22 protein-coding genes and 1 riboswitch are annotated in these 26,666 nt (G+C 67.4%); of the genes, 17 read left to right on the top strand and 5 right to left on the bottom strand.

Annotation, left to right across the window (positions count from 1 at the left end):
• Positions 1 to 10 precede the first annotated feature (10 nt).
• The 11 genes from JWS14_RS03645 (at position 11) to JWS14_RS03595 (ending at position 12,927) form a co-directional block, all read left to right on the top strand.
• Positions 11 to 892, top strand: a complete 882-nt coding sequence (locus JWS14_RS03645) for an ABC transporter permease (RefSeq protein ID WP_206012522.1) — start codon at positions 11 to 13, stop codon at positions 890 to 892.
• Positions 889 to 2,565 carry a dipeptide ABC transporter ATP-binding protein gene (locus JWS14_RS03640; protein WP_206012521.1) on the top strand — a complete coding sequence of 559 codons (1,677 nt, stop codon included), beginning with the start codon at positions 889 to 891 and terminating at the stop codon, positions 2,563 to 2,565. The genes JWS14_RS03645 and JWS14_RS03640 overlap by 4 nt, the downstream gene beginning before the upstream one ends.
• Before the next feature lie 34 nt (positions 2,566 to 2,599).
• Positions 2,600 to 3,004, top strand: coding sequence for a rhodanese-like domain-containing protein (locus JWS14_RS03635; RefSeq protein ID WP_072941313.1), 405 nt, complete (start codon positions 2,600 to 2,602; stop codon positions 3,002 to 3,004).
• 176 nt (positions 3,005 to 3,180) lie between these two features.
• On the top strand, positions 3,181 to 4,416 hold the full coding sequence (locus JWS14_RS03630) for an acyl-CoA dehydrogenase family protein (RefSeq protein WP_072941310.1): 1,236 nt from the start codon (positions 3,181 to 3,183) through the stop codon (positions 4,414 to 4,416).
• Between the two features lie 177 nt (positions 4,417 to 4,593).
• Entirely contained in the window at positions 4,594 to 5,499 is a 906-nt protein-coding gene (locus JWS14_RS03625; protein WP_072941308.1) for a LysR family transcriptional regulator, read from the top strand.
• 104 nt (positions 5,500 to 5,603) lie between these two features.
• Positions 5,604 to 6,947: an NtaA/DmoA family FMN-dependent monooxygenase gene (locus JWS14_RS03620; protein WP_206015908.1), complete on the top strand. Its 1,344-nt coding sequence runs from the start codon at positions 5,604 to 5,606 to the stop codon at positions 6,945 to 6,947.
• Entirely contained in the window at positions 6,944 to 8,134 is a 1,191-nt protein-coding gene (locus tag JWS14_RS03615) for an acyl-CoA dehydrogenase family protein (RefSeq protein ID WP_083395854.1), read from the top strand. Before JWS14_RS03620 ends, JWS14_RS03615 begins: the two co-directional genes overlap by 4 nt.
• Positions 8,131 to 9,474 carry an LLM class flavin-dependent oxidoreductase gene (locus JWS14_RS03610; RefSeq protein WP_206012520.1) on the top strand — a complete coding sequence of 448 codons (1,344 nt, stop codon included), beginning with the start codon at positions 8,131 to 8,133 and terminating at the stop codon, positions 9,472 to 9,474. Before JWS14_RS03615 ends, JWS14_RS03610 begins: the two co-directional genes overlap by 4 nt.
• Positions 9,474 to 10,808 (top strand): NtaA/DmoA family FMN-dependent monooxygenase, encoded by a 1,335-nt coding sequence (locus tag JWS14_RS03605; RefSeq protein ID WP_206012519.1) that lies wholly within the window; start codon positions 9,474 to 9,476, stop codon positions 10,806 to 10,808. The genes JWS14_RS03610 and JWS14_RS03605 overlap by 1 nt, the downstream gene beginning before the upstream one ends.
• Positions 10,809 to 10,837: 29 nt before the next feature.
• Entirely contained in the window at positions 10,838 to 11,887 is a 1,050-nt protein-coding gene (locus JWS14_RS03600) for an aldo/keto reductase (RefSeq protein ID WP_206012518.1), read from the top strand.
• A complete protein-coding gene (locus tag JWS14_RS03595) occupies positions 11,887 to 12,927 on the top strand; it encodes an aldo/keto reductase (RefSeq protein WP_179377682.1) in 1,041 nt (346 codons plus the stop codon). Before JWS14_RS03600 ends, JWS14_RS03595 begins: the two co-directional genes overlap by 1 nt.
• A 215-nt stretch (positions 12,928 to 13,142) precedes the next feature.
• On the opposite strand, the gene JWS14_RS03590 is transcribed toward JWS14_RS03595, so the two are convergent.
• On the bottom strand, positions 13,143 to 13,406 hold the full coding sequence (locus JWS14_RS03590; RefSeq protein ID WP_241031258.1) for a WhiB family transcriptional regulator: 264 nt from the start codon (positions 13,404 to 13,406) through the stop codon (positions 13,143 to 13,145).
• A gap of 194 nt (positions 13,407 to 13,600) precedes the next feature.
• On the opposite strand from JWS14_RS03590, the gene JWS14_RS03585 reads away from it, so the two are divergent.
• The 4 genes from JWS14_RS03585 (at position 13,601) to JWS14_RS03570 (ending at position 19,164) form a co-directional block, all read left to right on the top strand.
• Positions 13,601 to 15,019, top strand: coding sequence for a PLP-dependent cysteine synthase family protein (locus JWS14_RS03585; RefSeq protein WP_206012516.1), 1,419 nt, complete (start codon positions 13,601 to 13,603; stop codon positions 15,017 to 15,019).
• 130 nt (positions 15,020 to 15,149) lie between these two features.
• Complete coding sequence (locus JWS14_RS03580; protein ID WP_420855133.1) at positions 15,150 to 16,463, top strand: MFS transporter; 1,314 nt, start codon at positions 15,150 to 15,152, stop codon at positions 16,461 to 16,463.
• Positions 16,464 to 16,613: 150 nt separating this feature from the next.
• On the top strand, positions 16,614 to 17,897 hold the full coding sequence (locus tag JWS14_RS03575; protein WP_206012514.1) for an NtaA/DmoA family FMN-dependent monooxygenase: 1,284 nt from the start codon (positions 16,614 to 16,616) through the stop codon (positions 17,895 to 17,897).
• A gap of 37 nt (positions 17,898 to 17,934) precedes the next feature.
• A complete protein-coding gene (locus JWS14_RS03570) occupies positions 17,935 to 19,164 on the top strand; it encodes an aminotransferase-like domain-containing protein (RefSeq protein ID WP_206012513.1) in 1,230 nt (409 codons plus the stop codon).
• A gap of 239 nt (positions 19,165 to 19,403) precedes the next feature.
• Here JWS14_RS03570 and JWS14_RS03565 read toward each other — a convergent pair whose 3' ends face one another.
• Positions 19,404 to 19,907 carry a GNAT family N-acetyltransferase gene (locus tag JWS14_RS03565; protein ID WP_206012512.1) on the bottom strand — a complete coding sequence of 168 codons (504 nt, stop codon included), beginning with the start codon at positions 19,905 to 19,907 and terminating at the stop codon, positions 19,404 to 19,406.
• 319 nt (positions 19,908 to 20,226) lie between these two features.
• Positions 20,227 to 20,340: riboswitch (SAM riboswitch) on the top strand.
• Positions 20,341 to 20,399: 59 nt separating this feature from the next.
• Here JWS14_RS03565 and JWS14_RS03560 point away from each other — a divergent pair.
• On the top strand, positions 20,400 to 21,482 hold the full coding sequence (locus JWS14_RS03560) for an LLM class flavin-dependent oxidoreductase (protein ID WP_241031257.1): 1,083 nt from the start codon (positions 20,400 to 20,402) through the stop codon (positions 21,480 to 21,482).
• 23 nt (positions 21,483 to 21,505) lie between these two features.
• On the top strand, positions 21,506 to 22,876 hold the full coding sequence (locus tag JWS14_RS03555; protein WP_206012511.1) for an NtaA/DmoA family FMN-dependent monooxygenase: 1,371 nt from the start codon (positions 21,506 to 21,508) through the stop codon (positions 22,874 to 22,876).
• A gap of 197 nt (positions 22,877 to 23,073) precedes the next feature.
• On the opposite strand, the gene JWS14_RS03550 is transcribed toward JWS14_RS03555, so the two are convergent.
• Genes JWS14_RS03550 through JWS14_RS03540 form a run of 3 tightly spaced genes read right to left on the bottom strand, consistent with a single transcriptional unit; the run spans position 23,074 to position 26,650 of the window.
• Positions 23,074 to 24,744: an ABC transporter ATP-binding protein gene (locus JWS14_RS03550; RefSeq protein WP_206012510.1), complete on the bottom strand. Its 1,671-nt coding sequence runs from the start codon at positions 24,742 to 24,744 to the stop codon at positions 23,074 to 23,076.
• Positions 24,741 to 25,703, bottom strand: coding sequence for an ABC transporter permease (locus JWS14_RS03545; RefSeq protein WP_206012509.1), 963 nt, complete (start codon positions 25,701 to 25,703; stop codon positions 24,741 to 24,743). The genes JWS14_RS03550 and JWS14_RS03545 overlap by 4 nt, the downstream gene beginning before the upstream one ends.
• A complete protein-coding gene (locus JWS14_RS03540) occupies positions 25,700 to 26,650 on the bottom strand; it encodes an ABC transporter permease (RefSeq protein WP_095863850.1) in 951 nt (316 codons plus the stop codon). The genes JWS14_RS03545 and JWS14_RS03540 overlap by 4 nt, the downstream gene beginning before the upstream one ends.
• Positions 26,651 to 26,666: the final 16 nt, after the last annotated feature.

The raw sequence follows: 26,666 nt of genomic DNA, 5'->3' as shown, positions 1-26,666 counted from the left end.
AGGCACCACAGTGACCACATTCGATTTCCGCTCATCGGCCTCATCCACCGCCGACACCGCCGGCGACCGGTTCGTGCGGTTCGTGCGGTTCGTGCGGCTCGCGTCGACCGCACCGGGCCTGGTCCTGTCCTGGCTGGTGATCGTCACGGTCGTTCTCTGGGCGGTGGCGCCGGGCTGGTTCACGTCGTTCAGTCCCTACGACGGTGACGTCGACGCCAGCTTCAGCCCACCCGGTCCCGACCACCTCTTCGGGACCGACCGCCTCGGCCGGGACCTCCTCGCCCGCGTGATCTTCGGGGCGTCCACGACGCTCAGTGCGACGTTACTCGCGGTATTGGTGGGGTTCGTCGTCGGTTCGGTCGTCGGTCTGCTCAGCGGGTTCGTCGGCGGTCGCACCGATGCGATCGTCATGCGCTTCGTCGATGTGCTGCTCGCGATTCCGGCGCTCCTGCTCGCCATGACGGTGGTGACGGCACTCGGATACGGAACCTTCAATGTGGCGTTGGCGGTAGGGATCTCCGCGGTTGCGGCATTCGCCCGGGTGATGCGCTCCGAGGTGCTGAAGGTCGCCCAGAGCGACTACGTGGAGGCGGCCTACGGATCGGGAGCCGGCTTCGGTCGGGTCGTGGTCCGGCACGTGCTGCCGAACTCGGTCACCGCCGTGTTGTCGTTGGCTGCGCTCGAATGCGGTTCGGCCATCCTTGCCGTGGCGGCACTGGGCTTCCTCGGTTACGGAGCGCCGCCGCCGGAGCCCGAGTGGGGGCTCGCCGTGTCGGAGGGGCGCGACTACCTCGCCACCTACCCCTGGATCTCGATCCTGCCCGGCGTCCTGATCGCCGTGGTCGTGCTCGCCACCAACCGCATCAGCAAATCGCTAGGAGACCAGAGATGAGCGACGTCGAACAGGGGCACGGTCCACTGCTGCAGATCGACGATCTGCGGGTCAGCTACCGTACCGCTCGAGGGGCCGGGAAGACCGCCGTCGAGGGTGTGGGGCTGAGCGTCCACCCGGGTGAGTTCGTCGCCGTCGTCGGTGAATCGGGCTCGGGCAAGAGCACCACCGTCCATGCCGCGTTGCGGCTCCTGCCGTCGTCGGCGTCCATCGAGTCCGGCACGATCCACCTGGGTGGGCGGGACGTGACCCGGTGGAAGGACCGGCAGCTGGCACAGCTGCGCGGTCCGTTCGTCGGGTTCGTTCCACAGGATCCCGGCACCTCGCTCAACCCGGTGAAAAGAGTCGGGGTGCAGGTCCTCGAGGCGATCCGGCTGCACCGGAAGGTCGAATCGGGTCCGGCGCGGGAGTTGGTGCTCGAAAAACTGCGCCTCGCCGGACTGAACAGTGTCGAACGGATCTACTCGCAGTTCCCGCACGAACTCTCCGGCGGGATGAAGCAGCGAGTCCTCATCGCGATTGCCCTCGCGAGTGATCCGGCACTGCTGGTGGCGGACGAGCCCACGTCGGCGCTCGACGTGACGGTCCAGAAGGTGATCCTCGACCACCTCGCGGTTCTCCGCGACACCCTCGGGCTCGGCGTCCTACTCGTCACCCACGACCTCGGTGTGGCGTTCGACCGGGCGGACCGCGTGGTCGTCATGCGGCAGGGGAGGATCGTCGAACAAGGCGAGACACGGGAGCTGGTCGAGAATCCGGGGCAGGAATACACCCGGTCGCTGATCGCCGCGGCGCCGTCGTTCCGCAGCGCGCGCCTCGGTCCGTCACCGCTCGCGCTCGCGGCGCGCGCCGTGGACGACACCGCGGCTGCGGGCCCCGTCCTGGAATTGCGCGACGTGACCAGGCGGTTCACCGTCGGGTCGGGCTCGAAGGCCTCCGAGTTCGTCGCGGTCGACGGTGTGACCGTCGGTGTGACCGCCGGTTCCACCCACGCCGTGGTCGGTGAATCGGGAGCAGGCAAGTCCACACTCGCGCGAATCGCGGTCGGGCTCAGCCGACCGGACGCCGGCGAGGTTCTGCTCGAAGGCGACAGGATCGACGGACTGTCCCACCGCCGGTTCCGGCCGGTGCGACGCAGGATCCAGCTGGTACGCCAGAACCCCTACTCGTCACTCGACCCCAAGCTCAGCATCGAGCAGATCATCACGGAACCTCTGGCTGCGTTCAAGATTCGGAACAATCGAACCGAACGCCGCACACGGGTGGTCGAATTGCTCGACGCGGTGGCGCTCGACAGCACGTTTCTCCGGCGCAAACCCGTCGAACTGTCGGGCGGGCAACGGCAGCGCGTCGCGATCGCGAGGGCACTCGCCGCCGACCCGAGAATCGTCGTTCTCGACGAGGCGGTCTCGGCCCTCGACGTCTCGGTTCAATCGCAGATCCTGCAACTCCTCGTCGACGTACAGGCCGAATTCGGGCTGACGTACCTGTTCATCACCCACGACCTGGGCGTGGTGCGGTTGATCGCCGACGACGTCACCGTGATGCGCGGCGGGCGGGTGGTGGAGTCGGGACGTGTCGACGACATCTTCGGCGCGCCGCGCGAGGCCTACACCCGAAACCTACTGCACGCCGTACCCGGCGAGAACCAACTTCTCGCCGCTGCGCTCTGACATCCGGACAACCACCTACCGAAAAGGACATCACATGACCGACAACACCGACACCGCCGGCCGACTCACCCCCGCTCTCGTCACCCCGGTGCTCGCGGCCGCGGCCGTCAACGGCGGCGCCGTGCTCGTGGACGTGCGCAGCGACAAGGGGCGCGGAGAGAACGGCGAGGTCCCGGGAGCGATCGTTGCCGACCGCGACGCACTCGACGAACAGTTCGGACTCGACTCACCCACGAAGCACGCCGAGATCATCTCGCTCGACCAGCCGATCGTCGTCGTGTGCGGATCCATTGCGGGGTCCGGCCCGGTGGCGGAGGGATTGCTCGAGCGGGGCTTCCGCAACGTGGTGCACATCGACGGCGGGTTCGCCGCATGGAAGGACGCAGGCCTGCCCGCGAACGAGCCTGCACGGGCACACGGCGACGAGACGCGGATTTAGCGGATCTACACAAAGCGTCAAGGCTGATTGTGTTGATCGGCAACATGTCTCGATATGAGATGGGACGAGAACCTGGGCTTCCGGTCGTTCCCTTCGGGCCCGGCCGGTAGACCGTTCCGTCGGCCGTCACCCGTCCGGGTGACGGCGCTCGATCACGTCGTCCGAGGAGACCCTTCATGACCGCTGTTACCCTGACCGGCCGCGTCAGCGACCATTCCACCGCCGTGGACCGTTCCCTCCCGCGGTTCCGGGAGATCTTCGCGCGCATCGCCGCCGGCGCGGCGCAGCGCGAACGCGCCCGGGAGCTGCCATACGCGGAGGTGGCCGAGCTGTTCGCCGCGGGGTTCGGTGCTCTGCGCGTCCCGGTCGAGTTCGGTGGCCACGGGGCGACCCTGCCCGAGCTCTTCGAACTCCTCGCGGAGCTCGGGCAGGCCGATTCCAACATTCCGCAGATCCTGCGGGGGCACTTCACCACCGTCGAAATCCTCCGCAACCTGGACGACGGACCGGTTCGGGCCCACTGGCTGGAAAAGATCGGTGCGGGAGCGGCATTCGGCAACGCACAGTCGGAGCCCACCGGCCGGGGAACGTTCGACATCTCGACCACCGTCACCGACCACGACGGTGAGGCAGTGGTATCCGGCGAGAAGTACTACACGACGGGAACCCTCTACGCCGACTACATCCGGGTCGCCGTGACGGACGGCGATGCGCGGCGCCGTTTCGTGGTCGTGGCGGCCACCGCGGCGGGTGTCGACCGTATCGACGACTGGGACGGGATCGGTCAACGGCTCACCGCCAGTGGAACCACGAAGTTCGAGGCGGCACCGGTCGCAGAATTCGGCGAGTTCGGGCACCGCCCGGGATTCCTCGACCAGCAGTCCTCGTTCGTGCAGATCGTGCACCTGGCGACGCTGGCGGGGATCAACCGCAACGTGCGAGACGACGCAGTGGAACTCGTGCGCAGCCGCACCCGGACGAGTCTGCATGCGCCGTCCGATGCGGCGACGTCGGACTACGCGGTCCTCGGCGTGGTCGGGAAGATCGCGAAGAACGTTCTGGTCGTCGACAGCATCCTGCAGCGGATCGCGCAGGAACTCGAAGACGTCAACGCACGGTTCGCGGCCGAGGGGCCCACCCGCGACCTGTTCGCGGAGGTCTTCGTGAACACGTCCGCGGCGCAGATCGCCGTGATCGACGCGGTCCTGGACTCCGCCAACCTCATTTTCAACGCGGGTGGTTCCTCCGCGGTGCGAGAGGGACGCAATCTGGACCGCCACTGGCGGAACGCCCGCACTCTCGCCTCACACAACCCCGTGGTCTACAAGCCGACGGTCATCGGCGACTACCTGGTCAACGGCACCACACCCAAGTCGTTCGCCGACCGGTACGGCGAGCCGAAGAATTCTTGATCGCCGCTCCATCCCCGGAAAGTGCTTTGGCGTCGAGGATCGAGTGCGCGCGACAAGGTGTACTGAACAGAATCGTCGTGATCACAAACCTGTGCTGAACGGTCGCCGGTGGGCAGGATGGAATACGGTCGACCGGAGATCCCGCGCGACCGGCCGATCTACCCACGAGGACCACCTGTGTATGACATTCGACGGTTGATTCTGCTCCGCGACCTCGCCGAGCACACGACGATGACGGCTGTGTCCGAACTGCACGGGATCACCACGTCCGCGGTGTCCCAGCAGTTGAGGATCCTCGAGGACGAGGTCGGCGCGGTCCTGACCCGCAGAGAGGGGCGCGTGCTGCGTCTCACCCACGCGGGCCGGGTGCTGGTCGATCACACATCGAGAGTCGTTGCCGCACTGGAAGAAGCGGAGAGCGCCGTCGCGGCGACGGGAGAATCCGTCACCGGCGTCCTCACTCTGGCGACGTTCCAGACCGCCCTGACCCGGCTCGCGCTGCCGGTGGCCACGCGACTGGGTCGAGAGCACCGCGGATTGCGGGTGCGACTCATCGACGCGATGCCGGTCAATTCGGTGCCTGCCGTCCGGCAGCAGGAAGTCGATCTGGCGATCACCTACACCTACTCGTTCCGTGCACGCGACCTTCCCGCCGGTCTCGCCTCGGAGTTCCTGTTCGACGACCCACTGGTGCTCCTGGCTCCGACTCCGTTGCGGGAGCGCGCGAGGCAGCACGGGCTCGGCGCGGTCGCCGACGTGGATTGGATCGCCGCCTCCGACGGGGCACCCTCCATCGTGTCGGTGATGTTCGCGTGCCGTCAGGCCGGATTCACGCCCCGGATCGAGCATCGGTGCGGCAGCTTCACGGGGATGGCGGAAATGGTCGAAGCCGGTTTCGGGGTGGCCGTGGTCCCCGAGATGGCGGTCTCCGAGGCCCACCGGCACCTCGTCGCGTGCCCGGTCGCCAACGGCGCGCGGCAGATCGGCGTCACGTACCGTCAGGCGTCGATCGAGCGCCCCGCGGTGGCCGCGGCCATCAGGGCATTGCGGATGGTCGCGGGACCACTGCAGCTCGCGTCGTGAACCGTCTGCGGTCGTCCGACCCGGTTTGAGGATTTCTTAACGAATCTCTTAGCGTCACTGGCTTGTTCGCCTCACCTTCCCGCTCGATACTGAAGCACGTGACCATGAGTTCGCAACTGCACCTGAATATTTCACTTCTCACACCCGGGCACTTCCGCGGCTCCTGGCGGGTGGAGGGCAACAACCCCGGCGATTTCGTGGATCCGGCGCACTTCCGTCGTCTCATCCGGATCGCCGAGCGCGGACACCTCGACGCCGTTTTCGTCGGTGACAGTCCCGCGCTGTCCTCGGACATTCACCACGCTCCCGGCCTCGGTCTCGATCCTGTGGTCATGCTGGCCGATGCGGCCGCCGGAACGGAACACATCGGGGTGATCGCGACGGGATCGTCCACCTACAACGATCCCTACAACCTGGCCCGGCGATACCTGTCGCTCGACCATCTCACGGGCGGTCGGGCCGGGTGGAACGTGGTCACCACCCAGCATCCAGCGGCGTCCGCCAATTTCGGGTTCTCGGAGCCTCCCGATAAGGACGAAAGATATCGCAGAGCAGACGAATTCGTCGATGTCGTGGCCAAGCTCTGGGACGGGTGGGAAGCCGGCGCGATCATCGGGGACACCGAGAGCGGGCGGTTCGCCGACCCGGACCGGATCACTCCTCCCGGCCATCGTGGTCCGATCCTGTCGGTCGCGGGCCCGTTGCCGCTGCCGCGCTCACCACAGGGCATGCCGCTGATCGTGCAGGCAGGCGCGTCGGAAGGCGGCCTCGCCCTGGCGGGAAAGTACGCGGATCTCGTGTTCTCGGCAGCACAGACCGTCGACGTCGCGAGGAACCTCAGGACCGACATCCGCGGCAGGGCGGCGGCGAACGGGCGCGACCCCGACCGGGTCAAAGTCTCGACCGGTCTCATCACCGTCGTCGGCGGCACCGAGGCCGAGGCCCGGCGGCGCGAGGAGGAACTGCGCGAGACGATTCCGCTCGAGCCGGCATTGCGGCAGCTCGCGGGACAACTCGGTCTCGATCCTGAGCGGCTCCGGCTCGACACGGTGATCAGTGCCGACGATCTTCCGGGCACGGAGTCGTCGCTGCCCCGTTCGGCCGGATTCGCCGCGAGCACACGTGCACTGCTCGCCGGCGAACCCCTCACCGCACGGCAGTTGATCCACAAGTTCGCAGGAGGGGCGGGTCACCAGCTGGCCGTCGGGACCGGCGAACAGATCGCGGACCGGATCGAAGCATGGTTCCGCAGCGGTGCCACCGACGGCTTCACGATCATGCCGGGGGACGTGGGTACCGGCCTCGAGGCCTTCGTCGAACAGGTGGTGCCGCATCTGGTGAGCCGCGGACTCTTCCGCCCCGAATACACCCACCGCACTCTGCGGGGCAATCTCGGCCTCGAAGTGACCGAGACTGCCGGCCGCACCAGGAAGGAAAGCTTCACATGACTGTCGGAGTGACCGAACCCCGCACCACCGTGCGAGGACTCGACGAAAACCGATTCCGCGAGGTTCTCGAGTTCATCGCCTCCCGCGCCGAATACCACGACCTCACCGGGGAGTTCCCGTTCGACGCGTTCGATGCGCTGCGCCGGATCGGGGCGCAGTCACTGACGGTGCCCGAGCAGTTCGGTGGGGGCGGCGCCGGAATTGCCGAGGCCGTCGAGGTGATCGAGCGCGTCGGGGCGGCGGACCCGTCGGTGGGACTGATCCTGCAGTGGAATTACACCAACCACTTGACGCTCCAACGACCCGACAACCCGTGGCCCGACGACCTGAAGGCCGCCGTGTTCCGCACAGCGGTCACCGAGGGCGCCCTCATCAACGGTCTCGCGGTGGAACGCGAACTCGGCAGTCTGTCCCGCGGAGGCGTCCCCGCCACCACGGCCACCCGCCTGCCCGACGGCAGCTGGCGGATCGACGGCGAGAAGGCCTACGGAACGGGCATCTCGGGGCTGCACTGGTTCACCGTCACAGCCACCACCGCGGATCCCCAGCCGAAGGTGGCCACGTTCCTGTTCGACCGCCAGGCCACGGGCTGGCGGGTAAAGCAGACGTGGGACCACCTCGGGCTGCGCGCGTCGGACACGCAGACCGTGATCTTCGACAATGCCCGGATTCCGCACTCCCGGTTGGTGGATCTGCGCGACCCGAACGACGGCACCGGCAAGGTCCGCAGTGCAGGCAGGCAGGCGCTGCCCCTGCTCCTGGCCGCCAACTACAACGGGGTGTCGATCGCGACGAGGGACTGGCTGGTCCGGTACCTCCACACCCGAGTGCCCACCGCGCTGGGCGCGCCGCTGGCCACGGTGCCGCGCTTCCACGACCGCGTGGGGGAGATCGAAGCGCAACTGCAGACCAGCCGTGCACTGCTGCGGCACGCGGCGGCGGTAGTGGAGACCAACAGCGCCCTGCCCGCGTTGGCGAAGCACGTGGCGACGACGACGGCGATCCGGATCACCGAGTCAGCGCTCGACCTCACCGGGAACCCGGGACTGTCTCGCAGCAACCCACTCGAACGACACCACCGCAACGCCATGGTGGGCCGGATTCATTTCCCGCAGAGCGACTTCGTCGTCGCCAACCTCGGCAAGTCCGCCATCGCAGCGGGCGCGCCGGCCGAGGAGGAGCAGTGAGCAGGCACGTTCACCTCAACGTCAACATTCTCAACGCAGGCGTCTTCGGTGGGTCCTGGAGGTTTCCCGGAACCGATCCGCTCGCCTCCTTCGGGCTCGACCACTACATCGACATCGCCCGGAAAGCGGAGGCAGCCAGGCTCGACGCGATCTTCCTCGCCGACGGTCCGGCGATCCGGGAAGACCTGCGCTACCGGCCGTTCAACAGCCTCGAACCGTCCGTCGTGCTGGCCGCGGTCGCCGCTGCGACGGAGACGATCGGTCTGATCGGCACACTGTCCTCGACCTACAACGACCCGTACGACGTCGCACGGCGTTTCGCCACACTCGACCAGCTCAGCGGTGGCCGGTCGGGCTGGAACGTGGTGACCACGGCGGGCAGGGAACCGGCGCGCAACTTCGGCTTCGACGACGAACCCGACCACGCCGGCCGCTATACCCGGGCCGCCGAGTTCGTCGAGGTGGTGCGGAAACTATGGAACAGCTGGGAGCCCGACGCCCTGGTGGGCGACAAACCGGCATGGCGATTCGCCGACCCCGACAAGATCCACCGCACCGACCACCACGGCCCCCACTTCGACGTCGCCGGACCGTTGAACGTTCCGCGCTCACCACAAGGGGAGCCGGTGGTGGTGCAGGCCGGTGCATCGACGAACGGGCGGGCACTCGCCGCCCGAGTCGGTGAGGTGATCTTCACGGCCGCGCAGACGGAACAGGAAGCTGCCGAGTACTACCGAGACGTCAAGGCCCGCGCCGTCGGTTACGGGCGCAGGGCCGAAGACGTCGTGGTCCTGCCGGGCCTGTCGACCGTGATCGGCAGCACCGAGGCGGAAGCGCTGCGCCGCCGCGACCTACTCGCCGAACTCGTGCCGCCCGAGTATGCGCTCACCCGACTGGCGGGTCAGCTCGGCGTCCCCGAGGACGCGCTGGTCCTCGACGGGCCTCTGCCCTGGCACCTGCTGACGGCCGCGGACGAGGCAGGCGGCTCGCAGACGTTCTACAAGATCGCCGTCGGACTGGCGCAGCGCGAGAATCTGACAGTTCGCCAACTACTGCGCCGACTCGGCGGCGGCGCCGGGCACCGCATCGTCACCGGCACCCCGGAGCAGATCGCCGACGCGATCCTGGACTGGGTGGACAAAGGCGTCGCCGACGGGTTCAACCTGATGCCCGACGTGCTGCCCAGCGGATTCGACGATTTCGTCGACCATGTCGTCCCGATCCTGCAGCGCCGCGGCCGGTTCCGCACCGAGTACGAGACGACAACTCTGCGCGGGCACCTGGGCCTGAAGATCCCGGCTCACACCGTGCCGACCTCGACGGACCGGGTGGTGGCGTGATGGGCGGAGTCGACGGTCGCTCGCTGCACTTCCTCGTCAACGTCGGAAGCGCCGGATATCACCCGGCCGCCTGGCTGGATCCTGAGCTGGCACCGGAGTCGTTCATCAGTCTCGACCATTACCGCCGGGTGGCCGCCGTGGCGGAGCGCGGACTCCTCGACGGATTACTGTTCCCGGACATCCCAGTACAGCAGCCGGGCATCGCCCGCGGTCCCGCGGCCACACTGGACCCGATTCTGCTCACGAGCGCTCTGGCCGTGTCGACCGAACGTGTCGGGCTGATCCCGACCGCCACGTCCACACTGAATCTGCCGTACAACCTGGCGCGCAGAATTCTCTCGCTCGATCATGTGAGCGGCGGCCGGGCCGGGTGGAACGTGGTCACCACGTTCGAGCCGAACGCCGCCCGTAACTTCGGCATCGAACATCTCCCCGAGCGCGACGAACGCTACCGGCGTGCCGGCGAGTACGTCGAACTGACGAAGAAGCTGTGGGACAGCTGGGAAGACGACGCACTGATCGGCGACCAGGCGTCGGCACGCTTCGCCGACCCCGACAAGGTGCATGCCGTGGATCATCGCGGCGAGTTCTTCACCGTCGCCGGGCCCCTGAACGTCACCCGTTCCCCACAGGGCCGACCAGTGCTGGTGCAGGCGGGTTCGTCCGCTCAGGGCAAGGCTTTCGCGGCGGCCCATGCGGAGGCGATCTATGCCACCCAGTTCGGGCTGGGGCCGGCGCAGCAGTTCGCCCGGGAGATCCGGTCGGCCGCGACCGCGGACGGTCGCGACCCCGCCCAGATCCGAATCCTGCCCGGACTCGTCCCCGTCGTCGCCGGCACCACCGCGGAGGCGTCCGGCAAGTTCGACATCCTGCAGTCGCGCTTGCACCCGGACAGCGCCCCGGTGCGGGCACTCGCCCGGTGGCTGGGCTACCCGGACGAGGACCTGGACCTGGACGCACCGCTCCCCGAGCGGCTGTCGACACTGCCGGAGAACAGGGTCGGACCGCAGGGCTTCTTCGCGTCGCTGACCCGGTACGCCGCCGACACCGGGCACACCGTCCGGCAGCTCCTGTCCGAGTTCCTCGGTGGGCACCGCGTGGTGGTCGGTACTCCGGAGCAGGTGGCCGATCATGTCGAGACGTGGTGGCGGTCGGGCGCCGTCGACGGGTTCACCGTCATCCCGGCCGTTCTGCCCTCGTACCTGGAAGACTTCGTCGACCACGTCGTCCCGATCCTCCAGGCCCGCGGGCTCTTCCGCACCGACTACACCGGCCGCACACTCCGGAGCCACCTCGGTCTCCGCGAACCGATCAACACGTTTTCCCGCAGATGATTGCCCCGACAGAAAGCAGAAACCAGATCATGACGTACCGCCACCTCGGACGGACCGGTGTGCAGGTCAGCGCGCTCACGCTCGGCGCAATGAACTTCGGGTCCTGGGCGAACACCGATCACGAGGACGCCGCCCGGATCATCCACCGCGCGCTGGACGCCGGAATCAACGTCGTCGACACCGCCGACGTGTACTCGCAGGGCGAGAACGAGGAGATCGTCGGGAAGGCGCTGCACGGCCGCCGCGACGACGTGGTCCTCGCCAGCAAGTTCCACGGCCAGATCGGGTCCGACCCCACCCATCGCGGCAACTCGCGGCGCTGGATCTTCAAGGCGATCGAGGGCAGCCTCCGACGGTTGCAGACCGATCATCTGGACCTCTACCAGATCCACCGCCCCGACCCCGACACCGACTTCGACGAGACCCTCGGCGCGTTGAACGACCTCGTGCGGCAGGGCAAGATCCGCTACTTCGGCACCACCACGTTCGAGCCGCACCAACTGGTCGAAGCACAGTGGGCAGCCGACAGGCGCCACCTGCAGCGTCCGGTCACCGAGCAGCCGCCGTACTCCATTCTCGCGCGGGCCGCCGAACGCGCCACGCTGCCGATCGCCGAGAAGCACGGGCTGGGCGTCCTCACCTGGAGCCCGCTCGCCGGGGGCTGGCTGTCGGGCCGGTACCGCGCGGGCGAGACGGATGCCGCGGAGTCGAGCCGGTTGACCCGGCAGCCGCACCGCCACGACCCGGAGTTGCTCGCCAACCAGCGCAAGCGGGCCGCCGCCGAGGAACTGCAGAAGCTGGCCGACGACGCGGGCCTGCCGCTGATCCACCTCTCCCTGGCCTTCGTCCTCCAGCATCCCGCCGTCAGTTCCGTCATCATCGGGCCGCGGACCCTCGAGCACCTCGAGAGTCAGCTCGGCGCCGTCGACGTGAGACTGGGCAGCGACATCCTCGACCGTATCGACGAGATCGTCGCCCCCGGAGTCACGATCAGCCCGGCGGACGAGGGCTACCTTCCGCCGTCACTGACCGACGCGGCAACTCGCCGTCGCGCCACCACAGCGAAGGACGATCACTGATGGCACTGCAGGACTTCCGCGTCTTCGGACGCACGGGTGTGAAGGTCAGCCCGTTGACGCTGGGCACGATGAACTTCGGGGCCCGCGGCAAGACTACGCACGAGGACGGCATCCGGGTGATCCACCGGGCGCTGGACGCGGGCATCAACGTCGTCGACACGGCAGACACTTACTCGCGCGGGGAATCCGAGGAGATCGTCGGGAAGGCGTTGAAGGGCCGCCGCGACGACGTGTTCCTGGCGAGCAAGTTTCACAACGCCGTCGACGACAATCCACAGCATCGCGGCAATTCGCGTCGATGGATCACCGAGGCCGTGGAGGGCAGTCTTCGGCGCCTCGGCACCGACTACCTGGACCTGTACCAGGTCCACCGGCCCGAGTCGCACACCGAGATCGGCGAAACTGTCGGAGCACTCGACGATCTCGTTCGGGCGGGCAAGATTCGCTACTACGGAACCTCCGTGTTCTCGCCCGCGGAACTCGTCGAGACCCAGTGGGTGGCGGACTCCCGGAACCTGCAGCGCTCGTCGAGCGAGCAGGTTCCGTACTCGCTGCTGATCCGCGGCATCGAACGGGAAACCCTGCCGATCGCGCGCAAGTACGGGCTCGGCGTGATCACCTACGGTCCGCTCGCCGCGGGCTGGCTCAGTGGGAAGTACCGGATCGGTGCTCCGCAGCCGGAGTCGTACCGCACCGAACTGATCAAGGGCCGCTTCGACATCGACGCACCGGCCAACGCCCGCAAGCTCGCAGCCGCGGACGCACTTGCCGTGCTGGCGGAAGAACTGGGCATCAGCCTGATCCAACTGTCCTTGGCGTTCGTGCTGGCCCATCCTGATGTGACATCCGCGATCGTCGGACCACGCACCATCGAGCACCTCGACAGCTATCTGGACGCCGTCGATGTGACACTGTCCGGTGAAGTGCTGGACAGGATCGACGAGATCGTCCCGCCCGGAACGGTGTTCACCGAGCGCGACACCGGAAAGATTCCCGAGGCGCTGGCCCGGCCGGAGCTGCGACGGAGCCCCGCCGCGTAACACGACGGCCGGCGGAGGCCCCGCCAACGCGTCTCGAGGAGACGTCGTTGACGGGGCCATCCACCACGTCCGGTGTTCTTACCCCTCTTCTCGAACACCGCATGTCACCGCAGCCTCTCCCAAGACCGCGGCATACTGAACGTACTTGCTTTCCGGGGGCGGCGCACCAAATCAATTCTTTGCGAATATAACTCGGCTTTCGCGCTCAACGTAGCTCAGCGACCCTGTCGAGCGAGCCGTTCCCCCGGCGTCGTCGCTCCCCAGACTCCGTGCTGTTGGCCGGTGTCGAGCGCATACGCGAGGCATTCCTCCACCACCGCGCAGCTGCGGCAGAACTCCTTGGCGAGATCTTCCCGCTCGAAGCGCGCGTTCCTGCGTTCGGCGTCCGCCGGGAAGAAGATCTCCGCGTCCTCTTCATGGCAACGCGCCGACAGTCGCCACTGCCACAGCTCTGTGTCGTGACGCTGCAGTGTTGTCACCGGTGTCGACATCTTTTCGACTACCCCCTTCGGTCTCGGGTCGTCCCGTAGTACAGCCGATCGGCTGTCGCCGGAGAAGAATTCGAATCTCGAGGATGCGAAGATCCGATCGGCGTGACTCGAATCCTGTTGTTCGGCGACCGTCCTTGCCATGCTGATCGAGTGACACCGGCGCGGCCTCGAAAGGTAGACGCATGACCATCCTCGATCCACCCACAGTCGATGCTGCGAGCCTCGGCGTCTACGACTCGATCACCGATGCCATCGGCAACACGCCCCTCGTTCGGTTGAACCGGGTCACCGAAGGCATCTCCGCGACGGTGTACGCCAAGCTCGAGTTCCTCAATCCCGGCGGAAGTGTGAAGGACCGTGCCGCCCTGGCCATGATTCGCGCGGCGGAGGAATCGGGAGAGTTGCTACCCGCGGGCACCGTCGTGGAAGGCACGTCGGGCAATACCGGGGTCGGTCTGACGTTGGTTGCTGCCGCCCGGGGTTACCGTTCGGTCGTCGTCGTGCCCGACAAGACCAGCGCCGAGAAGATCGGGTTGCTGCGCGCGCACGGGGCGCAGGTGCATGTGACGCCCGGCGGACGGCCCAGTCATCATCCTGAATTCGTCCGCAACGTCGCCATTCGGCTCGCGGCGGAGATTCCCGGCGGCTGGCTCGCCGGTCAGTACGACAACCCGGCCAATCCGGACGCGCACCGCACCACGACCGGACCGGAGATCTGGCGTCAGACTCAGGGCCGGGTCACCCATTTCGTGGCGGGAGTCGGAACCGGTGGGACCATCACGGGGACAGGGGAGTTCCTGGCCGAGGTCTCCGGCGGTGCCGTGCAGACAGTCGGCGCGGACCCCGAAACCTCCGTGTACGGCGGGGGCGACGGCCGGGCCTGGTACATCGAATCCGTCGGCCACTTCCTGCACCCGCAGACCGAGACAGACGAGTGGCCGGACTCCTACCACCCGGACGTCGTCGACCGACTCGAGCGGATCACGGACGTCGAGGCCCTCACGGTGCTGCACCGCCTCGCCCGGGAGGAAGGACTCCTCGTCGGGGGTTCCGCCGGCACCGCGGTCGCCGCCGCCCTGCGGGTCGCGCGGACTCTCGGCCCGGACGACGTCGTGGTCGTGATCGTCCCGGACTCGGGCCGGGCGTACCTGTCGAAGTACTTCGACAACGAGTGGCTCGGACGGCTCGGCTTCCCGCTCTACCACGCCCCGAGCGGACCCGTCGTGGGTGACGCACTGGGTGGCCGGGGAATCGCACCCCGGACAGTGCCGTCGACCGTGACCGTGGCCGAGGCAGGTGACCTGCTCACGGACACCCCGGCGCTACCCGTCGTGCTGGCGCGCCCGGGTACCGGTCCGATCGTGGTCGCGGAGATCCTGGGGGCCGTCGGTCCCGAGGCTCTGTCGGACGCTCCGGACGACGACCCGGTCGGCGCGCACGTCGCTCAGCCGCTGCCCGTCGTGGGAGTCACCGAGGAGTTGTCGGTGGCAGTGCGGCGAATCGGCGGACACCGGGGGCCGGTGGTCGTGGCCGAGGCCGGGCGGGTGGTGGCGCTCGCAGACGCCGACGACATCCGCACCGCCGCGGGCGAGCATCGGTAGGCCGATCCTGACCGACCTCGACACAGCACCGGAACGCACCGATGCCGGACCGGCGCTTCGCGACACGGCGGGACGTCGGGAGGTGCTCGTCTGCGCCGCCGCCGGTTTCACCACACTCCTCGACTCCGCTGTGCTGGGCATCGGCTTGCCGGCCATCCGGTCGTCCCTCGATGCGGGGACGGCGGACGTGCAGTGGATTCTGGCGAGTTACTCACTGACCTTCGGTCTCGCCCTCGTCCCCGCGGGGCGGATGGGGGATCTGATCGGCCGGAGGCGGCTGTTCCTTGCGGGTTTGAGCCTGTTCGCCGTCATGGGCCTGGTCGGTGCCCTCGCCGCGGAGCCGTGGACTGTCGTTGCGGCCCGCCTCGGCCAGGGCGTCGGGGCGGGAGTGGTCAGTTCCCAGGTCCTCGGCATCATCTCCGACCGCTACTCCGGGCCTCGTCGAGTCAAGGCACTCGCGGCATACGGAACGGCCGGGGGGCTCGCCGGTTTCATCGGTCCGATCGTCGGTGGTGTGCTCCTCGGGGTCGGGGGTCCCGATTGGGGGTGGCGGCTGTTGCTTGTGCTGAACGTGCCGTTCGCGGTCGTCACCGTTGCGCTCGGCGCGCTGTTCCTGCGTCGTGACAGCCGCTCCCGGTCGGGGGCGACAGTCGATGTCGTCGGTCTCGGGCTGATCGCGGCTGCGACGACGCTTCTGCTGTTGCCGATGGTGTCGCACTTCGGGGCGACGCGAGCGGTGCTGTCGGTGTCGGGTTCGATCCTGGCTCTGGGGTGTTTCCGCTGGTGGGAACGGCGCTACGCGAGTCGCGGCGGCACGCCGGTGCTGTTGCCTGCATTGATGCGGGCACGTGGCTACACACTGGGTACGGCGGTCGCGTTGTTCTGGTTCGGCGCCCTCCTGGCGATGAACGCCGTGATGAGCCTCTATCTGATCGAGGGACTCGGCATCGCACCGCTGCACGCGGCCCTGGTGATGTCGGGAAGTTCGGTGATGATGGCGGTGACCTCGGCAGTCGGCTGGCGGGTGGTCGCCCGGTTCGGTCGCGCCGCGGTGGTGGGTGCCATCGTCGCGGAACTGTTCGTGGTCGCCGGATACGTGCTCGCGGTCACTGTGCTGCCGCGGACGTCGGTGCTCGCGGTGGTCGCCGCGCTGGCGGTTCTGTCCGGGGTCGCGAGCGGATTCGTCGACGCCCCCAACCGTGCGATGACGCTCGAGCATGCGCCGGCCGGTGTGAGCGGCGTGGCCGTGGGATTCCTGCAGCTGTCGCAGCGGTTGTCGGCGACCGTCAGCCTCGCCGCGGTGCCCGGCCTGTATCTCGGAGTCCTGTCCGCGGACGCCGGGAACTACGGCCGTGCGATGGCGGCGGGGCTTGCAGTGTGCGCCGGAATGCTGTTGTTGTCGTTGGCATGTGCCGTCCGGGACGGCCGCAGGAGACGAGAATGACGGTTCCGTGGCCCGGCCGTCGGCGCTGCAGCATCGGCCGCTTCGGATCGGTGCGAGACAAACTCTTGTAGGTCGGCGGGGCGGCTTGGAGACTGAGGACAGCTTCTGCGTGATTCAGCCCGCCGCACAACGACAATGGAGCACAGAATCGTGTCAGCACAATCCGCACGCCGGCAGATCCGGCTCGGCCTCCTCACCAACCCGCCCGGTAACGGTGCCCGCGGGCAGATCCGTCCCGGTGACGTTCGGCATCCCGGCCGCGTCCTCGACCATTACATCCATCTCGCCCGGACTGCGGAAGCCGCGAAGTTCGACGTCCTGTTCGCTGCCGACGGACTGACCTCCGACACCGAGCTCGGCACGAAACCGGAACCGCTGACACTCTTCTCGGCGGTCGCTGCCGTGACGGACCACATCGGGCTGGTCCCGACGGTGTCGACGACGTTCACCGCGCCGTTCAACCTTGCGCGACAGTTGCAGTCGCTGGACCACCTCTCCGGTGGCCGCGTGGGGTGGAACGCGGTGACGTCGGCTGCGGGGGAGCGCAACTTCGGCGACGCACCGCTGCCCCAACACGAGGCACGGTACCGGCAAGGACTCGAACATGTGTCCGTTGTCCAGGCGCTGTGGAACTCGTGGGTCGACGACCAGTCTGCTGTCCCGATCGACCACCGCGGCGAGTTCTACACCGTCGAAGGGCCCCTTCCGCTGCCGCCGTCCGCACAGCACCAACCGGTGCTGTTCCAGGCCGGATCGTCCGACGACGGCAAGGCGTTCGCTGCCGCGTTCGCGGAGGGCGTCTACACCGCGCAGCAAACACTGCGCGGAGCGCAGCACTTCTCTCGCGACCTGAAGGCCCGGACCGCGGCAGCGGGCCGCGACCCGGCGAACATCCTCGTCCTACCCGGGATCAGTACAACGATCGGCGGCACCGAGGACGAGGCCACGCGGATCGACGACGACCTGTTCGAGCAGCACTACAGTGATGCCTCCCGCACCGCGCTCGAGGGTCAACTGGCCGGCGTCGACCTGTCCGGCCTCGCGCTCGACGACACGATTCCGCCGTCGTGGCTGCCACCGGTCGCATCGGTACAAGGCAGGCAGAGTCGGTACGGTGTGTTCCGCGAACTGGCGGTGGACGAACGCTGGACGGTTCGGCAGTTGATCACACTGCAGCAACGGTCCGCAGGTCACGGTCGCGCTGTCGGCTCACCCGAACAGGTCGCGAACAGGCTCGAGCAGTGGTTCGTCGAGGGCGGTGCCGACGGGTTCATCGTCATGCCCGGGCAGGGTCCGGGCGGTGTCGAGGCGTTCACCGAGCATGTCGTCCCGATCCTGCAGAAGCGCGGACTGTTCCGCACCGAATACGAATCCGCCACGCTTCGAGGGAATCTCGGCCTCCCCGCGATTCCGGACCGCGTCCTCGCTGCGTGATCCGTCGTACACTCCCGCCCACGAAGGAAGTTCGAACATGACGAGCCTCACATCCTCTCCTCCGTCCTCGTTGTCCCGCTTGATCACTCGCCCGCTCGAAGCGGGTGGGTTCGGACCGCCGCCGGACTCGCTGCAACCCGACGCGATCCGCCTGGTGGGAGGGGTCCCCGCCGACGAGGCGCTCCCGGTGAACGAACTGGCGGCCGCGTTCGCCGTCGCCCTCGCGACACCCCCGACCGGAGCTCGGGCGCTGCAATACTCGGTCGCTCCAGGCATCGCCAGCCTCCGCGAGGGGATCGCGGGGCGGGAGAGCGACGAGTCCGGTCTCGTCGATCCGGACCGGGTGGTCGTCACCAACGGTGCCCTGCACGGACTGAGCCTGGTCTTTGCCGCACTACTCGACCCCGGCGACCTGGTGGCCGTCGAGAGCCCTACTTTTCCCGTTGCGCTGCGGGTGCTCGACCACTACGGTGCCCAGGTCCTGCCGGTACTCAACACCGGCGGCCGACTGGATCTCGACGTCTTCGAGGGCCATCTGCAGGCGGGGCGGATCCCGAAGCTGTTCTACGTGATCCCCGACTTCCACAATCCGACCGGCACGACCCTCGCAGCCGAGGACCGGCTGCGGCTGGTCGCCCTCGCCGAGCGCTACGGATTCGTCGTCCTCTCCGACAATCCCTACCGCGAACTCCGTTTCCGGGGCACGGCCGTCCCGGACTTCCCGCTCGACAGCGACCGTGTGGTGCGAATCAATACCTTCTCCAAGACCCTCGGACCAGGGCTCCGACTGGGATGGGCTGTCGCCCCGTCCTGGCTCCAGGCCGGACTGTTGCGGTTACGCGCGAACCTCGATCAGCATCCATCGTTGGTGACCCAGTCCGCCGTGGCGCATCTGCTCGGTCGGCCAGGACTGTTCGACGGCATCGTCGCGAACGCCCGCACCCTCTACCGGGAGCGAGCGGATCTGCTGGCCGACGTTCTCACCACCGAGGCGGGTGACCTGGTGTCGATTCCGCAGGCCGAGGGCGGAATCTTCGCTTGGGCGACGGTGACCGACCCCGGCATCGATCTCGCGGAGGTCCGTGCCGCCGCGAACGCGCTGGGCGTCGACTTCTCCTCGGGCCGCTACTTCGATCCCGCCGCGAGCGGACTGTACGCACGGAGCCTGCGCTTGGGCTTCACGAACCAGAGTGAAGACAACCTCCGGCTCGGGGCGCAGCGCATCGCCAAGGCCGTCCGTGAGATCCACTCCGCGCCGCTCGCCTGATCCACATCTCTCACGTCGAAAGGAACCGCGATGACCACTGCCGGACGTCGGGCCCTGATCCTGAACGCGGGAATCAACAGCACCGGCTACAGCGCGAAGTCGTGCCCGCCGGAGCGAGGGCGGACACCGCCTGGTGCGGGCGGGCGCCCGGCTCGATCACTATCCCCAGCGGACCCTGCGCGAGCGATTCGATCTGCCGTTGGGGGGAGTACACCCCAGCTCACGTGAAGGGGGTTCTCCTATCCGAACACCTTCTCGAAGCAGTTCGAGAAGGGCAAGGCCTCATACGGGGAGAAGATCGGAATCCTCGAGTAGCCACTCTTCTCGTACAGCCTGACCGCGTCGGGCTGCCGGTCACCGGTCTGGAGAATCAAGCGGGGTCGCCTCGCCTCTCGTGCCGCATCCTCGACCGCGCTCAGCAGCGCGGTCGACACACCGGTACCACGGTGCTCTTTGACGACGAACATCCGCTTCACTTCGAGGTCGTCGCCGTTCCAGCGCAGGGCCGCGTGGCCGACAGCACGTGGCTCCGCAGCCTCGATGTCGCTGACGTACACCAGGATAGTGACGTGCACCGATTCCGGATCCACGGCATTGGTGGTAGCACGAACAGCATCCGACACTCGGTCGGAATATCGAGGACCGACTTCTGCCGCCATAGCCGCCCGCAACGTCACCGCGTCGGGATCGGACCACTGGGCTGTGCGGACGACGAACTCGGTGCGCGTGGCGCTTTCGGTCATGACAGTATCTCCATACACGTAGATTCGACGAACCACAGTGCCATGGTGCCGACGCGTCGGTCGATGGTTGAAATCAGTGCAACCTCAATGCCATCCGACGATTGAAACTCTTCCATTTGGAGCGCGATTGGGCTAATGGCCCGATGTCGCATCGTTGCGCCGACGGTTCTCCAACGCGGATGGCGTGTCCCGTCAGGTGAATTTCAATCACCGAGAGCGTAAAGCTTCGCACGGTCCCCGTCGTGAGCTATAGGAACCGTTGAGCATGTTGTGACGGTGCGCTTTTCGGTCTCACGTGCCGTGATACATTCGTGTCGACGGTCATGAGTACCAGCATCGAGCCCTGGCTTGCTGGTCGGCAACCCTCCCGCGCGGCGGGGTGCTCCAGGTGACGACCCGGCGGAATCGACAACTGATTCCGCAAGCGCGCAAGGAGTCCGTGGACCCTGGGTCTCCGGTGCGCGTCCGCACTCCTTCGAAAGGACTTTCGTCGTGGTTCGAGCGCCCCAACCGCTACACCTGGCAGTCGAGATAGATGGCGCGGGAGGTCATCCCGCCGCGTGGCGTGTGTGGGGGCGCCCGCCTGCGGATGTGCTCTCTCCCCGGGTCCTCAGGTCGGTCGTGGACACCGTAGAGGCCGCCGGTTTCGCGCTGGTCACCATCGACGACCGAGTGGTGCCGGGGGAGGGCGCGTACCCGGTGGGACGGTTGGATGCTGGGACGCGTGCGTCGTTCGTGGCGACGACGACGGCCAGTTACGGGGTGGCGCCGACGGTGCAAGCCCTCACCACCGAACCGTTCCATCTCGCGACGCAGCTGGCCAGCCTCGATCACGGCAGTCGGGGTCGCGCGGCATGGGTGGTCGGCTCGGACAACTCCGCGGACGTCAATGGTGCAGTCGGATTCGAGCCACGTGCCCCCGAGGCCGTACAGCGCGAGGTCCGAGACGTCATCGAGCTCGCCCGGCAGCTGTGGGATTCGTGGGAGGACGATGCCGTGATCCGCGATGCCGCGACGGGTCGCTACCTCGATCCCGACAAGGTGCATCACGTCGGGTTCGAGGGCGAGTTCTTCAGCGTCGTCGGACCGCTCATCACACCCCGCTCACCGCAGGGTCAGATAGTCGTCGTGGGAGCTGCGGAACTGGGGGTGACGGATCTACTCGACGTTGTGCTGCTGTCCGGTCGGGATGTGACCGAAATCGGGACGTCGGCGACAGGACAGCAGGCCGTGACCCTCGCCGATGTCGAGGTGATTCTCGATACGAAGACCGAGTCCGCGCAGTCCCGCCTTGCCCGCCTCGATGGGTATTCGCCGTGGCCGGACCGAGGACGCCTTCGATTCGCGGGTTCGGCACGGGACTTCGTCGACCTGGTGCGGTCCCTGGCGGACAAGGTGGACGGTGTCCGGATCCATCCCGCCGTCGTCACCACCGATCTCGCCGTTCTGGTTGACGAGGTCCTTCCCGTATTGCAGGAGTTGTCACTGCACCGGATTCCGAAACCGGGCTCGACGTTGCGGGAGACGCTCGGATTACCTCGGCCGCTCAGCCGCTTCACATCGACCACCAACTAGCCACGACCAGGCAGGAGTTTGCCATGTCCACTCCGGACACCGGAGCGCCGTATGATGCCGACGCGCAGGTCCACCTCGGTGTTTTCTACCCGGGAATCGGCCCGCAGACGGTGTGGGAAGATGCCAAGGCCCCCGATCAGGTATCCCCGGAAACCTTCCTGCGGGTTGCTCAAACCCTGGAACGGGGCTTGTTCGATGCGTTCTTCCTCGGCGACGGCCAGCGTGTGCGGGAGAACCGCGGTGCGGCACTGGCCACCGACATTGCAGGCCGTCCCGACGCCATCACTCAACTGTCGGCGCTTGCTGGGGTGACCAGCCGGATCGGACTCGTCGCCACGCAGAACACCACGTACAGTCTGCCGGTCGACCTTGTGCGGCGGCTGGGAAGCTTGGATGTCCTGTCCGACGGAAGGGCGGGATGGAACATCGTCACCACCGACAACGCGTGGACCGGCGAGAACTTTCGGCGTGGTGGATGGCTGCCGCACGAACACCGCTACGAGCGGGCCACCGAACTCGTCGAGTTGGCCAAGGAATATTGGGCCGCGTGGTCGCTCGCTGATGTCGCCACGGACGCCCGCCAGGACAGTTGGCTGCCCGCCGACCGATCTGCGGTCATCGCGCGGCACAGTGACCTTCTGCAGGCCACTGCGATCTCCACCGTTCCGTCGAGCAAACAGGGGCGGCCGGTGTTGTTCCAGGCCGGCGATTCCGTCGGCGGCCGTGAGCTGGCGGCCCGTCATGCCGACGTCGTGTTCTCGGCGAACAACGAGTTCGACGCGGCCGTTGCCTACGCACGCGACCTCCGGGCGCGACTGTCCGCCCACGGCCGGTCCACGGATTCGCTCCGAATCCTTCCCGGTGTCACCGTGATCATCGGAGACACGCCCGAGGACGCCGACGAGAAGGCTCGGTGGCTCCGCGAGAACGCCTACAACCCGCACCGGGCTATTGCATTTCTCGAACACTATTGGGGGCAGGATCTTTCGGCATACGATCCCGACGGCCCGTTGCCGGACATCGACCCGGTCGACGGAGAACTCGATCCGTCGCGCGGGACGTTGGCGATCGCGGACCGCACCGGCAAGCTCGATCAGATCACCCAGTGGCGTGCACTGGCCGCAGAGAAGGGGCTGTCCATCCGGCAGCTTGTCCTCGAAGTGGCCCCGAACTCGCGGTACCTGGCCGGGACCGCCGGCCAGATCGCGGATCGCTGGGCGTACTGGGTGCGACATCGCGTCGTGGACGGATTCAACGTCAACCCGTACCACCTGCAGGATTCGATCGACGACCTGGTCGACAGACTCGTACCGGAATTGCAGGAACGCGGGGTTTATCGAACCGAGTACACGACCGAGACTCTGCGCGACCACCTGCGCTTGCCTTCCGTGTAAGGCGGTATCGAGGGTGGCCCGAGCGTGTCAGGGCGAGCGATGGGCAATTCACCGCTGGACCCCGCGGCCACCCGTCGTCCGGGTTCGGATGCCCATGGCGGGCATTCCTCGTTACCGGGGTGGAACCCCCGACCAGCGGCCTGTTCTAGTGCGGCTGCGCCGCCTGTGCGTGGGTGTGAAATCCCTGGATACCAAACTCAGCCACGGATGCGGAGCGCCTCGGTGCCCGGCACGGAGTCGACGAGCCGGCGTGTGTAGTCGTCCGCGGGGTCGTCGAGAATCTGTGCCGTCGGACCGGATTCGACGACGGTCCCGTGACGCATCACCGTCACCGTGTCCGCGATCAGCCGCACGACTCCGAGGTCGTGCGTGATGAACAGATAGGTCAGCGAGTACGCGGCCTGCAGGTCCACGAGCAGTTGCAGGATCTCCGCCTGTACCGACACGTCGAGCGCGGACACCGCCTCGTCCAAAATGACGATCTCGGGGTTCAGGGACAGGGCGCGAGCGATCGCGACGCGCTGCGCCTGCCCGCCGGAGAGCTCCCCGGCCCGGCGGGAGGCGTACTTGCGGTCCAGTCGCACGCCGTCGAGCAGTTCCTCGGCGATCGCGTGCCGCTGCCTGCGGTCGATGTCCTTGCGGTGCACGCGCAGCGGCGCGGTGATCAGGTCGGCGGCCGAGAGCCGGGGATTCAGCGAGGAATACGGGTTCTGGTACACGAACTGCAGGCGCTTGCTCAGCTGCTGGCGGCTCCAGGTTTCGCTCTGCCCGAGGAGGGTGACCTCGCCCTCGTCGGGAGTGCGCAGGCCCGCGACGATCCGGGCGATCGTGGACTTGCCGGCACCGGACTCGCCGACGAGTGAGTGCGTGGTTCCGGTCGCGACGCGGAACGAGACGTCGTCGGCCGCGACCACCGGTTCAGTGCTGCTGTGCGCGGCGTGGAACGTCTTCGACACACCCTTCACCTCGATCGCGTACTTGGCGGAGGTGCGTTCAGCGGACGAGTGCGGAGTGAGCGTGCCGACCCGAATCGGTCGCGGCTCCAGGGTTCCGACGTGCAGACCGGGAGCGGCGTCGAGGAGCCGCCGCGTGTACGCATCTCTCGCGTGGTGCAGGAGGGTGTCGCTGCGGCCCTCCTCGACGACGACGCCGCTGCGCATCACCACAACGCGGTCGGCGCGTTCGAGCGCGACCCCGAGGTCGTGGGTGACGAGCAGGATGCCGATGCCCAGTTCGGTGCGGAGCCGGTCGAGGTGGTCGAGGATCTGCTTCTGCACCGTCACGTCCAGCGCGCTGGTCGGTTCGTCGGCGATGAGGAGCTCCGGCTCGCCGGACAGGGCGATCGCGATGAGCACCCGTTGCTTCATGCCGCCGGACAGTTCGTGCGGGTACTTCGCGTAGATGCGGGACGGATCCGGAAGGCCCGCCAGTTCCAGGAACTTCAGTGTCTGTGACTTCAGGTTGTGCCGCTGCGCCGAGGTCGTGAACGGAAGGAGGTGGCTCTTTCCGAGTCGGTTGCGCAGCGCGTCCTCCAGTTGCTTGCCGATCGGTTTGACAGGGTTGAGCGAAACGCCGGGATCCTGCGGGACGAAGCCGACATAGCTGCCCCGCAAGCGGGCAAACTTGTTCTGGCTCCACCCGGCGACGTCTTTGTCGCCGAGCAGGATTCGACCGCTCACCCGGCTGGTGCGTGGCAACAGGCCGATCGATGACCGGATGAGGGTGGACTTGCCGGAACCGGATTCGCCGACGATGGCGACCAGTTCACCGGCCTGCACGTCGAGGCTGATCCCGGAGACTGCCTTGGTCGCGCTCCGGCCGCGGCCGGAGTACCAGATCTCGACGTTCTCGAAAGACAACAGTGTCATCGGATGCCTCCGTCGCGTTGCAGTTCACGGCTGATGCGGTTGCTCGACAAGACCACCGCGAGGATGACGAAACCGGGGAGCAGAGCGATCCAGGGAGCGACTGCGAGGAGGTCACGGCCCTCGGAGACCAGCAGGCCCCATTCCGGTTCCGGTGGCGGAGCACCGAACCCGAGGAAGCCGAGCGCCGCAATCGCCAGGATCGAGGCACCGAACTGCAGCGGAACGAGGGAGACGACCGAACTGAGCGAGTTCGGCAGCACGTGGTGGGTGAGGATGGTGAGTCGCGGAGTGCCGATGCTCGCGGCGGCCTCGATGTAGTCGGCCTGGACGACACGCAGCACCTCGGCGCGCATCACCCGGGCGAAGTTGGCGACTGCGGAGACGCCGACGGCGATCGCCACGTTGATGGTGCCGTATCCGAGGGCGGAGACCACGACCATGGTGAGTAGCAGGCCGGGAACCGAGAGGAGGACGTCGACGACACGCATGATGACCAGTTCGACCGCGCCGCCCACGAATCCGGCGATCGCGCCGAGGGCGGTGCCGATGACGAAGGCGATGGCGACGGCGAGGAGTGTCGCACTGAGCGTGATCACCGCGCCGTGCACGGTCCGTGAGTAGATGTCACGGCCCAGACGGTCGGTGCCGAAAAGGTGTTCGGCGCTGGGGCCGACCAGGATCGCGGTGGAGTCCGGGAGGTACGGGTCCTTCGAGGTGAACAGTCCGGGCACAAAGCACCAGGCGACGGCCAGGGTGACGACCAGCACCGCCAGAACGAGACCCGGGCGGGACACGAGCGAGGGAAGCGCCCCGAACCGTCGGCGTGGCGGTGCGTCCGGTGAGTCGACCGGTGGCGGGAGGAGGAGGGGTGGTGTCGCGTCGAGTTCCGGGACGGCGGCCGGGACCGGGTCGGCCACCGGTGGCTCGGCCACGAGCGTGCGGTCGCTGTCGATCGTCATACGGACATTCCTTCGCGGGCGGCTTTGAGTCGAGGGTCGATCAGGGGATAGGCGACGTCGACGATGAAGTTGACAGTGACGAACGCGAGGGCGACGAACATGACGACGCCCTGGACGACGGGAACGTCTTGCGCGCGGACCGCCTGCTCGGTGAGTCGTCCGATCCCGTTGCGGGAGAAAATCGTCTCGGTGATGACGGCACCGGCGAGCAGTTCGCCGACGATGATGCCGCCCTGGGTGAGGGCGGGCAGGCTGGCGTTGCGCAGGACGTCGCCGTTGATCACCGTCGCCTTGCGCAGGCCCTTGCTGAACGACGTCAGCACATAGGGCGAGCTGTATTCGGTGGTGAAATTGCGCAACAGCAGTTGGGCGATGGGGCCGGCGACGGGGATCGCCAGCGCGAAGGCGGGGAGCACGAGCCCGTGCAGGCCGTCGCGGCTGATCGGAGGGAACCAGCCGAGCTGGAACGAGAAGACCCGGATGATGATGAGGCCCAGCAGGAAGCTCGGGAACGACACCAGCAGCGGCGGCAACCCGGCGATGAAGTTCCGCAGCCACGGGGACTCGATGTAGGTGGCGACCCAGGCGACCGCCAGCGCGATGAGCGCCGCGATTACCAGCGCGGCCACGGCCAGCACGACGGTCTTCGGGAGGGCCTCGGCGATCGCCGTCACCACCGGTTTGCCGTTCTGGACGGAAGACCCGAAGTCGAGATGCAGTGCGGCCCAGAGTCGGGCGAGGTACTGGACGAATACGGGGCGGTCGAAGCCGTACTGCTGCTCGATCTGCGCGTAGGCCTCGGGCGAGATGTCGTTGCGCTCTTCGGGGTTGAAGAGCAGTTCGACCGGGCTGGCGGGCAGCGTGTACAGCAGGATGAAGGAGGCGGTGAACGCGCCCCACACCACCACCAGGCTTCGTCCCAGTTTCAGGAGGACGTAGCGTGCCATGGAAATCCTTTGCGAG

The organism is Rhodococcus koreensis, from assembly GCF_017068375.1.
Taxonomy (GTDB): domain Bacteria; phylum Actinomycetota; class Actinomycetes; order Mycobacteriales; family Mycobacteriaceae; genus Rhodococcus_F; species Rhodococcus_F koreensis.
This window is presented reverse-complemented; position numbering and strand designations above follow the sequence as displayed.

What these genes read in the sequence shown, in the direction of transcription:
- JWS14_RS03640 (WP_206012521.1), top strand. Translation starts at nt 889, where the DNA reads ATGAGCGACGTCGAACAGGGGCACGGTCCACTGCTGCAGATCGACGAT.
- JWS14_RS03635 (WP_072941313.1), top strand. Translation starts at nt 2,600, where the DNA reads ATGACCGACAACACCGACACCGCCGGCCGACTCACCCCCGCTCTCGTC.
- JWS14_RS03630 (WP_072941310.1), top strand. Translation starts at nt 3,181, where the DNA reads ATGACCGCTGTTACCCTGACCGGCCGCGTCAGCGACCATTCCACCGCC.
- JWS14_RS03620 (WP_206015908.1), top strand. Translation starts at nt 5,604, where the DNA reads ATGAGTTCGCAACTGCACCTGAATATTTCACTTCTCACACCCGGGCAC.
- JWS14_RS03615 (WP_083395854.1), top strand. Translation starts at nt 6,944, where the DNA reads ATGACTGTCGGAGTGACCGAACCCCGCACCACCGTGCGAGGACTCGAC.
- JWS14_RS03605 (WP_206012519.1), top strand. Translation starts at nt 9,474, where the DNA reads ATGGGCGGAGTCGACGGTCGCTCGCTGCACTTCCTCGTCAACGTCGGA.
- JWS14_RS03600 (WP_206012518.1), top strand. Translation starts at nt 10,838, where the DNA reads ATGACGTACCGCCACCTCGGACGGACCGGTGTGCAGGTCAGCGCGCTC.
- JWS14_RS03595 (WP_179377682.1), top strand. Translation starts at nt 11,887, where the DNA reads ATGGCACTGCAGGACTTCCGCGTCTTCGGACGCACGGGTGTGAAGGTC.
- JWS14_RS03585 (WP_206012516.1), top strand. Translation starts at nt 13,601, where the DNA reads ATGACCATCCTCGATCCACCCACAGTCGATGCTGCGAGCCTCGGCGTC.
- JWS14_RS03570 (WP_206012513.1), top strand. Translation starts at nt 17,935, where the DNA reads ATGACGAGCCTCACATCCTCTCCTCCGTCCTCGTTGTCCCGCTTGATC.
- JWS14_RS03565 (WP_206012512.1), bottom strand. Translation starts at nt 19,907, where the DNA reads ATGACCGAAAGCGCCACGCGCACCGAGTTCGTCGTCCGCACAGCCCAG.
- JWS14_RS03555 (WP_206012511.1), top strand. Translation starts at nt 21,506, where the DNA reads ATGTCCACTCCGGACACCGGAGCGCCGTATGATGCCGACGCGCAGGTC.
- JWS14_RS03550 (WP_206012510.1), bottom strand. Translation starts at nt 24,744, where the DNA reads ATGACACTGTTGTCTTTCGAGAACGTCGAGATCTGGTACTCCGGCCGC.
- JWS14_RS03545 (WP_206012509.1), bottom strand. Translation starts at nt 25,703, where the DNA reads ATGACGATCGACAGCGACCGCACGCTCGTGGCCGAGCCACCGGTGGCC.
- JWS14_RS03540 (WP_095863850.1), bottom strand. Translation starts at nt 26,650, where the DNA reads ATGGCACGCTACGTCCTCCTGAAACTGGGACGAAGCCTGGTGGTGGTG.